Source organism: Mesorhizobium sp. M6A.T.Cr.TU.017.01.1.1, from assembly GCF_004023115.1.
GTDB lineage: Bacteria > Pseudomonadota > Alphaproteobacteria > Rhizobiales > Rhizobiaceae > Mesorhizobium > Mesorhizobium mediterraneum.
This window is the reverse complement of record NZ_RZTA01000159.1, coordinates 1-11,136: the sequence shown is the minus strand read 5'-3', so window position 1 is coordinate 11,136 and position 11,136 is coordinate 1. Positions and strand designations below refer to the sequence as shown.

General features: G+C 64.1%; 8 protein-coding genes. 5 read left to right on the top strand and 3 right to left on the bottom strand.

Features of this window, described 5'->3' with window-relative positions; all coding sequences use genetic code 11:
* A partial coding sequence (locus tag EOB36_RS31000; protein ID WP_128286368.1) for a PAS-domain containing protein occupies positions 1-2,397 on the bottom strand: 2,397 nt, incomplete at its 3' end.
* Between the two features lie 239 nt (positions 2,398-2,636).
* Between EOB36_RS31000 and mscL the strand changes: the two genes are divergently transcribed.
* Both mscL and EOB36_RS30990 read left to right on the top strand, forming a co-directional pair.
* A complete protein-coding gene (gene mscL, locus EOB36_RS30995) occupies positions 2,637-3,056 on the top strand; it encodes a large conductance mechanosensitive channel protein MscL (protein WP_095488029.1) in 420 nt (139 codons plus the stop codon).
* A gap of 111 nt (positions 3,057-3,167) precedes the next feature.
* Positions 3,168-4,334 (top strand): pyridoxal phosphate-dependent aminotransferase, encoded by a 1,167-nt coding sequence (locus tag EOB36_RS30990; protein WP_095488031.1) that lies wholly within the window; start codon positions 3,168-3,170, stop codon positions 4,332-4,334.
* A 24-nt stretch (positions 4,335-4,358) separates the two neighbouring features.
* Here EOB36_RS30990 and hemA read toward each other — a convergent pair whose 3' ends face one another.
* Positions 4,359-5,636, bottom strand: a complete 1,278-nt coding sequence (gene hemA / locus EOB36_RS30985; RefSeq protein WP_095488094.1) for a 5-aminolevulinate synthase — start codon at positions 5,634-5,636, stop codon at positions 4,359-4,361.
* Positions 5,637-5,912: 276 nt separating this feature from the next.
* Between hemA and galE the strand changes: the two genes are divergently transcribed.
* From galE to EOB36_RS30970, 3 genes are all read left to right on the top strand, one after another.
* On the top strand, positions 5,913-6,908 hold the full coding sequence (gene galE, locus EOB36_RS30980; RefSeq protein ID WP_095488033.1) for a UDP-glucose 4-epimerase GalE: 996 nt from the start codon (positions 5,913-5,915) through the stop codon (positions 6,906-6,908).
* A 61-nt stretch (positions 6,909-6,969) separates the two neighbouring features.
* The gene (locus EOB36_RS30975) at positions 6,970-8,220 is read left to right on the top strand and encodes a D-amino acid dehydrogenase (protein WP_128286367.1); all 1,251 of its coding nucleotides are present in this window, start codon (positions 6,970-6,972) and stop codon (positions 8,218-8,220) included.
* A gap of 1 nt (position 8,221) precedes the next feature.
* Complete coding sequence (locus tag EOB36_RS30970) at positions 8,222-10,048, top strand: alanine racemase (RefSeq protein WP_128286366.1); 1,827 nt, start codon at positions 8,222-8,224, stop codon at positions 10,046-10,048.
* On the opposite strand, the gene EOB36_RS30965 is transcribed toward EOB36_RS30970, so the two are convergent.
* A partial coding sequence (locus EOB36_RS30965; protein WP_128286365.1) for an FGGY family carbohydrate kinase occupies positions 10,049-11,136 on the bottom strand: 1,088 nt, incomplete at its 5' end.

Genomic DNA, 11,136 nt, shown 5'->3' with positions numbered 1-11,136 from the left:
GCCGAGATTGGCCTCCTCGGCCAGCATCTGCGCCTGTGCCAGCTCCTCGTTGACGCGGGTCAGTTCGACGGTGCGGTCCTTGACGCGCTGTTCCAGCGATTCATTGGCGCGCTTGAGCGCCAGATCCTGCTCGACGCGTCCGGAGATGTCGGCATAGGTGGCGACGATGCCGCCGTCCGGCATCGGATTGGAACGCAACTCCAGGATGCGGCCGCTGGTCTTCAGCTCCATCTGCCAGGGGCTGACGAAACTGGTGAGGCGGTTGAGCATCGCCACCCTCTGGTCGGCCGGAATGTCGCCGCGCTCGGCAAGGTAGCGCAGGATGCGATCGAGCGAGACGCCGACCTGGCCCATCTCGTCGGGCAGGTCGAACAGCGCCCGATACTGGCGGTTCCAGCAGATCAGCCGGAAATCCCTGTCGAAGACGGTAATGCCCTGTTCCATCTGGTCGAGCGCGATCTGCAACAGGTCACGATTGTGCTGCAGCGCCTCGGTGGCGTCGTCGAGCAGGCGGAAGGCATCCTTGGATTCGCGGTCGTTGCGGCGCAGCAGCAGCGACAGGATCAGCCGCGCCGAGGAGGAGCCGACGGCACTCGCCAGAAGCTGCTCGGAGAAGCGGATGACGTCCATGCTGGCCTGCTCGTTGCCGTGCAACGAAACGCCACTGCTCTCTTCGAACGTCTGAAAGGACCGCTCGGTACGTTCGACGCCAAGATAACGCGCGATCGTGTCCTTGAGGCCATTGACGGTGACGGTGGTGCGGAAGCGGCGCAGGCTGGGCATCGGGCTCGCCTCGCGCGGCACGAAGATCGACGCCTGGATGCGTTCCAGCGGCACCGACGCGCGCGACAGCGAGCCGAGCACGAAGAACAGGGTGTTGATCGACAGGCTCCACAAGACGCCATGGTTCAGCGGCTCGGCGACGGTGCCGAACAGTGCCTGCGGCCGCAACGCTTCGAAACCGAATAGGCCGTGCACGACGATGCCGGTATCGGAGGCGACGAGCGACGGAAGCAGCAGCGTGTAGCCCCAGACGACGATGCCGGCGACCATGCCGAGTGCAGCACCCCTGCCGTTGGCGCCGCGCCAGATCAAACCGCCGATCAATGCCGGCGCGAACTGCGCGATCGCGGCGAAGGACATCAGGCCGATCGAGGAGAGCCGCGCGCTGTCGGTGCTCTCGCGATAGTAGAGGAAGGCGATGAACAGCATGATGAAGATCGCCGCCCGCCGCACGTTGAGGATGAGCGCCGACCAGTCCTCGTTCTCGGAAGTCGTGGTCCTGAGCAGGCGGCGCACGAACAGCGGAATGACGAGGTCGTTGGAGATCATGATCGACAGCGCGACGCTTTCGACAATCACCATTGCGGTCGCCGCGGACAGGCCGCCGATGAAGGCCGCCATCGCCAGCAAATCGTGGCCGCTGAGCAGCGGCAGCGACAAGACGTAGAGGTCGCTGCTGGTCCTGGTGCCGACCAGCGCCAGGCCGGCGAGCGCGATCGGCAGCACAAAAAGGTTGATCGCCACCAGATAGAGCGGAAACACCCATGTCGCGGTGCGCAGCTCGGCCTCGCTGCGGTTTTCGACGATGGTGACGTAGAACTGGCGCGGCAGCATGATGATGGCGAAACCGCTCAAACACGTCAGCACCAGCCAGGTTGCGAGCGACGTCCTGTAGCCCATCGCTTGCTGAACTTGCGGATTCTCCGCGAGCTTGTCGACCATATCGCCTGGGCCGCCGAAGATCAGGAAGATCACCAGCAGGCCGATCGCCAGGAAGGCGGCCAGCTTGACCACGGTTTCGACCGCCACCGCCAGCACCAGCCCGTCCTGGTGCTCGGTGGCGTCGGCGTGGCGCGTGCCGAACAGCACTGCAAACAGCGCAAGCAGCATGGCAACGACCAGCGAGATGTCACTGACGAAAGGATCGAAGGAGGGTGGCGAGCCGGTATAATGCTCGACCATCAGGCTGACCGAGCCGGAAATCGCCTTCAACTGCAGCGCCATATAGGGCACCGCGCCGATCGTCGCGATCAGCGTGGCGATCGCCGCAACGGTAAAGCTCTTGCCGTAGCGGGCACCGAGGAAGTCGGCGATCGAGGTGATCTTCTCGGTCTTGGCCAGCCTGACGATGCGATGAAGCAGCGGAAAGCCGAACACGAATACCAGCACCGGTCCGGTATAGATGCCGAGGAACTCGAGGCCGCGCTCGGAGGAAAGGCCGACCGAACCGAAGAAGGTCCAGGATGTGCAGTAGATCGCCAGGCTGAGCGCATAGATGAAGGGGCGGGCCTGGCCAGGCCCGGATGCCGCCGAGCGCCGGTCGCCGAGGCTGGCGATGACGAACAGCAACGTCACATAGGCTATCGCGATGATGACGATGAACCAGCCCTGCACGGCTTGATAATCCTCCCTTACCGGTTTTGCATCCGGCCTGGCTGAGACGCAATCACAGCTTGGCGATCAAGTCCATCGCGGCTTTCGGCGCAGCATGGTTGCGGCTTCGGGAATTTGGCCGGTGGAAACCGGTCATTTGCCCATGCTGCAACCGCAGGTTTTTGCTATCTTGCCTGTGGGCCGGTGCCGAAAGGCGCGGTAGAGCGGCAGCACGGCCCCGTCATGACAAGGAGGGTGGAATGCTGAAAGAATTCCAGGAGTTCATTTCCAGGGGCAACGTGATGGACCTGGCCGTCGGCGTCATCATCGGCGCTGCCTTCGGCAGAATCGTCGATTCGCTGGTCAACGACATCATCATGCCGATCGTGGGCGCAATTTTGGGCGGACTGGACTTCAACAATTACTTCTTCGCGCTGTCCTCTGCCGTCAATGCCACGTCGCTGGCGGATGCCAAGAAACAGGGCGCCGTTTTCGCTTATGGCAGCTTTATCACCGTGGTGCTGAACTTCATCATTCTCGCCTTCATCATCTTCTTGATGGTCAAGGCGGTCAATAATCTGCGCAGGCGGCTAGAAGCTGAAAAGCCCGCCACCCCTGCCGCGCCGCCGGCCGATGTTGCGCTCCTCACCGAAATTCGCGATCTCCTCGCCAGGAAATAGCGCAGGGGCAAGATCTCTGGACCAAAACCCCGGTCGTTTTCGGCCGGGGTTTTCTATTTTCGCCTGTCGTAAAACACGCTAGCAGTCCAGAAGACGAAAACGGATCTATCCATGACCCTGATCGAGAATTTGCGCGCCGAGGCCCGGGCTGCGCCGGAAAGCGGCATTGTCGCCGTCATGAACCGCGGCCGCGACCGCGACGGCATGATCCCGCTCTGGGCCGGCGAGGGCGACCTGCCGACGCCCACCTTCATCACAGATGCCGCTTCCCGCGCGCTGGCCGGCGGCGAGACCTTCTATACCTGGCAGAAAGGCATCCCCGAGCTGAGGCAGGCGCTCGCCCGCTATTACGTCAGGCATTTCGGCAAGAGTTTCGCCGAGGAAGAATTCATCGTCACCGGTTCGGGCATGCACGCTATCCAGCTGGCGCTCGACGCGGTCGCCGGCAATGGCGACGAGGTCGTCTATCTGTCGCCGGCCTGGCCCAACTTCGCCGCTGCCGCCAGCCTGGCGGGCGCCATCCCGGTCGCTGTCACGCTCGACCAGTCCGGCAATGGCTGGTCCTGCGACGTCGACAAGATCGAGGCGGCGATCACGCCAAGGACGAAGGCGCTGTTCGTCAACACACCGTCCAACCCGACCGGCTGGACTGCCGACAGGGAGACGCTGCAGGCGATCCTCGACCTTGCCCGCGAAAGGGGCCTGTGGATCATCGCCGACGAGATCTATTCGCTGTTCCACTACGGCGACCGTCGCGCGCCGTCCTTCATCGACATCATGGCCGACGAGGATCGCATTCTGTTCGTCAACAGTTTTTCCAAGAACTGGGCGATGACCGGCTGGCGCGTCGGCTGGATCAAGACCCATCCTTCGCTGCAGCAGGTGTTCGAAAATCTGGTCCAGTATTCGACCTCGGGCGTTGCCCAGTTCATGCAGCGCGGCTCGGTCGTCGCCCTCGACGAAGGTGACGCCTTCATCGTCGAGCAGGTGGAGCGGGCGAGGGCGGCGCGTGACCTGGTCTGCGGCATCCTGGCTGCGACCGGCAGGGCACGCTTCACCGTGCCGCAAGGCGCGTTCTATCTGTTCTTCGCGATCGACGGCATCACCGATTCACGCGCCGCCGCCTTCGACATCGTCGATCGCGCCAGTGTCGGCCTGGCGCCCGGAACCGCCTTCGGCCCCGGCGGCGAGGCCTTCCTCAGGCTGTGCTTCCACCGCCGCCTCGACCAGCTCGAGGAAGCCGCGCACCGGCTGGCGAAGTGGATGAGAAGTGTTTGAGGGTGCCGGAGCCTGAGGCGACTTTCACCCGCCGGACTTCGGCACCAGCAACGGAATGACGCGGTCGCTTTCCCTCACGGCCGGCCGGCCCGCCGAGCCATAGGGTATGCCCAAAGCGTCCCAGGTCTCGACGAGAGCATCCTGAAGCTCCGCGATCAGGTGATCCGAATGGAACGGCGTCGGCGTGATGCGCAGCCGTTCGGTTCCGCGCGGCACGGTCGGGTAGTTGATCGGCTGGATGTAGATGCCGTGGACGCCGAGCAGGCGGTCGCTGGCCATCTTGCAGAGCTCGGGATCGCCGACGAGCAGCGGCACGATGTGGGTGGCGGAGTCCATCACCGGCAGGCCGGCGGCGGTAAGAACCTGCTTGGTCCGCGTCGCCTGACGCAGTTGCGCGTCGCGTTCGGCCTGCGAGCGCTTCAGATGGCGGATCGACGTGGTCGCCGCGGCGGCGATGGCCGGCGGCAGCGCCGTGGTGAAGATGAAGCCCGGCGCATAGGAGCGCACGGCATCGATCACGGCACTTGTGCCGGTGATATAGCCGCCGAGCGTGCCGAACGCCTTGGCCAGCGTGCCTTCGATGATGTCGATACGGTCGGCCAGCCCTTCACGCTCGGTGATGCCGCCGCCGCGCGGTCCATACATGCCAACGGCGTGGACCTCGTCGATATAGGTCATGGCATTGTAGCGCTCTGCGAGATCGACGATCTGCCTGATCGGCGCGATATCGCCGTCCATCGAATAGACGCTCTCGAAGACGATCAGCTTGGCGCGTTCGCGGCCCGCCGCCTGAAGCAGGCTTTCGAGATGGGCAACGTCATTGTGGCGGAAGATCTTCTTCTCGGCGCCCGAACGCCGCACGCCTTCGATCATCGAGGCGTGGTTTAGTTCGTCCGAGACGATCAGGCAGTTGGGCAGGAGCCGCGCAATGGTCGAGATCGAGGCTTCGTTGGAGACAAAGCCGGAGGTGAAGACGAGTGCGGCTTCCTTGTCGTGCAGGTCGGCCAGTTCCAGTTCAAGCTCGACCAGCGGGTTGCTGGTGCCGGAGATGTTGCGGGTGCCACCGGCGCCAGATCCCATCTTGCCGGCGGCATTCTGCATCGCCGCGATGACGTCTGGATGCTGGCCCATGCCGAGATAGTCGTTGGAGCACCAGACGGTGATTTCCTGGGCGCGGCCGTTGGCGCGCCAGATGGCGCGCGGGAATTTCCCCACGATGCGCTCGAGGTCGGCGAAGATGCGGTAGCGACGCTCTGCATGGAGCTGGTCGATCGCGTCTTCGAAGAAACGCTGATAGTTCATTTCGGCTTCCCAATTTTTGCGTGGGATCATAATCATTGCCCTATTCGACGTCCACTTGGCCTTTTTGGTCAAAATGCCACGCCCCAAGCCTGTTCCTAACGGCCACGGATCATGGCCTATTCCCTTGATGTGGATCAATTTTGTTTCAGGACGATGCCATGCGCCGATGAGACTGGTTACCGCAGACACTAATGGTACTAATGGCCTAGTGGCAGCCTTTCCAGTAAGGCGGGTGTTGAGACAGTTTCCGATAAATCTTGAGCAGCGAGGACGCGGATGACGGTTTTGGTGACAGGCGGCGCCGGCTATATCGGCAGCCACATGGTCTGGGAGCTGCTGGACGCGGGCGAAAGCGTCGTCGTCCTCGACCGGCTTTCGACCGGCTTCGAGTGGGCGGTGGCGCCCGAGGCAAAGCTCGTCGTCGGCGATGTCGCCGACAAGGATCTGGTCGGCGGGATCATTCGCGACAACAAGGTCGACGCGATCATCCATTTCGCCGGCTCCATCGTGGTTCCCGAATCGGTCGCCGACCCGCTCGGCTATTACGAGAACAACACCTGCAAGACCCGCACGCTGATCGAGACCGCGGTGCGCGAAGGCGTGCCCAATTTCATCTTTTCCTCGACCGCCGCCGTCTATGGCGGCGCCGGGCTGGAGCCGGTGCGCGAGGATGCCCGACTTGCGCCGGAATCACCCTACGGCCTGTCCAAGCTGATGAGCGAATGGATGCTGCGTGACGCCGCAATCGCCCATGGCTTGCGCTATACGGCGTTGCGCTATTTCAACGTCGCCGGCGCCGATCCGAAGGGCCGCACCGGCCAGTCGACGCCGGGCGCCACGCATCTGATCAAGGTCGCCGCCGAGACGGCGATCGGCAAGCGTCCCTTCATGCAGGTGTTCGGCACCGACTATCCGACACCGGACGGCACCTGCATGCGCGACTACATCCATGTCAGCGATCTGGCGGCCGCGCATCGGCTGGCGCTGGAGCGGCTGCGCGCCGGCGGGACGAGCCTCGTCGCCAATTGCGGCTACAGCCACGGCTATTCGGTGCTTGAGGTGATCGACAGCGTGCGCCGCGTCTTTGGCCATGATTTCGAGGTGCGGATGGGCGAGCGCCGTCCGGGCGACGCCGCTGCGGTGGTTGCCAATTCGGAGTTGGCGCGCCGCGAGCTCGGCTGGACCCCGCAGCGCGACGACCTCGACCGGATCGTCGCCGACGCGCTGGCCTGGGAGCGCATTCTGACCAGCAAGAATTCGTCGCGGGGCTGAGACCGGGTTCTTAGGCTCGAAGCGTGGGCGCATTTGGCCGCGTGAGACTTTTGGGGGCGGCATGAGAATATTGGTGCTCGGAGCTGGCGTCGTCGGCACGGCGGCCGCCTACTATCTGGCGAGCGACGGCCACGAGGTGACCGTGATCGAGCGCCACCCTGCGGCGGCGCGCGGCACCAGCCAATCGAATGCCGGGCTGGTGTCGCCAGGCGACGCCACCGCCTGGGCCTCGCCCGCTGCGCTGAAGACGTTCCTGCGCGCGCTTTACAACCATGATCTCGGCATCAAGGTGCGGCTGCGCTTCGATCCCTATTTCTTTGCCTGGAGTCTGCGCTTCCTGCGCCAGTGCACGCAAGCGCGCTTGCGCGCCAACACCGACATCAAGCTGCGCCTTGCGCTCTATTCGCGCGACTGCATCAACGCCATCTCGGCCGACACCGGCATTCACTATGACGAGCGCAAGAAGGGCATTCTCTATTTCTTCCGCTCGCAGCAGAGTTTTGATAGCGGCACCGACAATTACCGCTATCTCGCCCAACACGGTCTGCCGATCGAGATCGTCGGCCGCGATCGGCTGGTCGAGCTCGAGCCCGGCCTTGCCGGGGCCAAGGACAGAATAGCCGGCGGCGTCTATTCGCCGATCGACCAGACCGGCGATTCCAGCCAATTCACCCAAAACCTCGCTGCCTATGCCGCCGAGAAACTCGGCGTTCAATTTCTCTACGACACGTCAGTCGAAGGCCTCGACATCGAAGGCGATCGGATACGTGCGGTGATGACCTCGACCGGCCCGGTCGCCGGCGACGCCGTGGTCATATCGATGGGACCGGAAAGCGGGCTGCTCGGTCGCCGTTACGGCATCGATCTGCCGGTCTATCCGGTCAAGGGTTACACCGCGACCGTGCCGCTGGAGGACGAGAGCAAGGGGCCGACCATGGGCGGCGCCGATGAGGATCAGCTCATTGGCTATTCGCGGCTGGGCAATCGGCTGCGGCTTGCTTCGACCGCCGAATTCACCGGCTTCGACCGCACCCACAAGCCGAGCGATTTCGCCGCCATGTTCAGGACCGGCAAGGAGCTTTTCCCGGGTGCCTTCGATGAGAAAAAGGCCGAGCTCTGGGCCGGCTTGCGACCGATGATGCCGAACTCGGTGCCGGTCATCGGCCGGGCGCGCTACAGCAACCTCTACCTCGATACCGGCCACGGCCATGTCGGCTGGACCATGGCCTGCGGCTCCGGAAAATTCCTCGCCGATCTGGTCGCCGGCCGTAACCCGGAGATCGACCCGCAAGGGCTGGTCTACAGGGGCTAAAATGTCGGGACCGCAAGTCGCCATCGACCTTGGCCGCATCGAGCGCAATGCGCGCACCATCGTCGATCGCTGCGCCCTGTCCGGCATCAAGGTCTTCGGCGTCACCAAGGGCACTTGCGGTATGCCGCAGGTAGCCCGCGCCATGCTGCGCGGCGGCGTCGCCGGCATCGCCGAATCGCGCTTCGAAAACATCCGCCGGCTGCGCGACAGCGGCATCAATGCGCCGATCATGCTGCTGCGCAGCCCGCCGATGGCGCGCATCGAGGAGGTGGTGCGCACCGTCGACATCAGCCTGCAGTCTGAACTCGCCACCATCCGCGAGCTATCGCGCATCGCCGAGCGCATGGGCCGCGTTCACGACATCTTGCTGATGATCGATCTCGGCGATCTTAGGGAAGGCATCTGGCCGAACGATCTCGTGCCCACTGTCGAGCAGATACTAGCGCTCAGGGGCGTGCGTATCGCCGGCATCGGCACCAATCTTGGCTGCTTCGGCGCCATCATGCCGACCGAGGAAAATCTCGGGCAACTCGTCGCCCACGCCTACAAGACCGAGCGGCTGTCCAGTACAAGGCTCGACTGGATTTCCGGCGGAGCGTCATCGTCGCTGACGCTGCTGCTGGAAGGCAAGCTGCCCGCCGGCATCAACAATCTGCGCGTCGGCGAGGCGATATTGCAAGGCGGCGTCGAAACCTTCCGCGAGACGCCGTGGGCCGAACTCGAACCCGATGCCTGCCGCCTGACCAGCGACATCATCGAGGTCAAGCTAAAGCCGTCGCGGCCGATCGGCCAATCCGGCTACGACGCTTTCGGCAACCAGCCAGTGTTTCCCGACGAGGGCGACAGGTTGCGTGCCATCGCCAATATCGGCCGCGAGGACGTGTTGATCGAAGGGCTCACCCCGATCGCCAAGGGTGTGCGGGTGCTCGGCGCCTCCAGTGACCATCTGCTGCTCGACGTGACCGACGCCGAGCCGCCACCCGCCGTCGGCGACCGTGTCGCCTTCCGTATGAGCTATGGCGCCATGCTGCTGGCGATGACCTCGGAATATGTCGAAAAGGCCCCGATGCACGACGTCGAGGATTTTTCCGGCCGCAAGATGGTGTCGATATCAGCCGAACCGGCTGCCGCCGGCATACTGGCCCGGGAAGCGACCGGCGCCCGGCTGGAGGCAATGAATTTCGATGTGGTCGAACTGGCCGATATCGAGCGGCCACCGTCCGGCCTGATCCGGCTCACCGCCGGCAGTGACCGGCGCGTCGCCCACAGAGCGCTGACGACGACCGCGCGGGCGACACACTCCTTCGGTTTGATCTGGATCGACTCCATCGCCGCCTTGATGCCCGAGGACGAGGACGGCATCGACCTGCCGGAAGGTTCGGTGCTGGCGCGGGCGCTCGGCCTCGATCACAAGCCCGGCGCGCTGCAGCCGCAGCTGTCGCCGGAAAATGTCGTCATAGTCGGTTTGCGCCATGCCGATCCGGCCGAGGCTCGGGTACTGAAGGATTCGCGCGTCTCTGCCTTCACCATGACGGATATCGACGCCATGGGCATGCGCGACCTGATGCACGAGGCGATCCGCATCGCCACCTCCGGCACGCAGGGCTTCCATGTCAGCTATTCGCCTGAGGTGACCGAATTCACCGGTTGGGCGGCTGGCTCCGGCGGCATCACTGTGCGCGAAACGCATCAGGCGATGGAGGCGATCGCGCTGTCCGGCGGGCTGTTGTCGATGGATGTTTCCGGCCTGACCGCCGATTTGGAATCGCGGATTGCGACAGACACCGTCAACTTCGTCATGTCGGCTTTCGGCAAGCGGATTTTGTGATCAGCCTCGCGCCTCGACCGCCGCACGCCACGAGCGCGCATAGTTTGCCCAGGCTGGACCGGCTGGCGGTTCGATCCTTTCGCCTTTGCCTTGGACCGTTCTTTGGTCGGACGCCAGCAAGGCAGCGCCGATGCTGGTGCCGGTCGCTGCCTCGGACGCAATGACGGCACGCGCCGTTGCTGCCGCCAGCATGCTGACAAAAAGCCGGTTGCGGGCGAATGGGCCTTCGACGATAGCAGGGCCGTCGGCGCCGATCAGATCGAGGCACGTCGCGGTCATCAGCGCCAGGTAGAAAGAGATGGCGGCAAAGCGCTGGCCGCTGTTGATGCCGTCGGCGTTGAGCCATGCGGCAGTGTGGTGCGGAAACGGCCCCGAACCCTGTTGCGTTGCCGGCAGCAGCAGAGCTGTCCTGGCGAACACCGCCTCAACATCCTCTTCGCTCCAGTCTTCCGGTTGACCTTCGGTCAGCAGCGAAAACTCGCGGCCGCCCATGAAGCGCGCCGACGGCACCGGATCGCCGAGCGCATTGACGTTGACCAATGTGTCGCGTGCCGGGTCGAGCGCGATCTTGTTGCCACCGACGGCCATCGACACCACCCAGGTGCCGGTCGAGACGACGGAGAAAGGCGGTCTGTCCGACAGGAGATGCGGCAGCAGCGAGGCGTTGGAATCGTGCAGACCGCAGAATACCGGCGTCTGCGGATCGAGCCCGGTTAGCTTGGCAAGGGCGGGCAAGATCGGGCCGAGGCGGTGCTTCGCCGGCCGCACCGTGGCCATCAGGCGGCGCCATTCCATTTTGTCGACCAGCGACGAAAAATCCGCTTTCCATGGGCTCCACAGATCCGTGTGGCAGCCAAGCGAGGTCACTTCATTGGCGGCGACACCGGTCAGCCGCAACGCCCAGTACTGCGGGTACATCAGGATCGCGGCGGCCTTGGCGAACTCCGCCGGGAAGCGCTTCTGCTGCCAGAACAACTGCGCGGCGAGATTGAGACCGACCGGCAGGCGCGGCGTGCCCGTCTCCGTGAAGGCCGGACGCATCGCGTCATAGTCCTTGGCGAGGGCGTCGGGCCCGGTGAATTCATAGT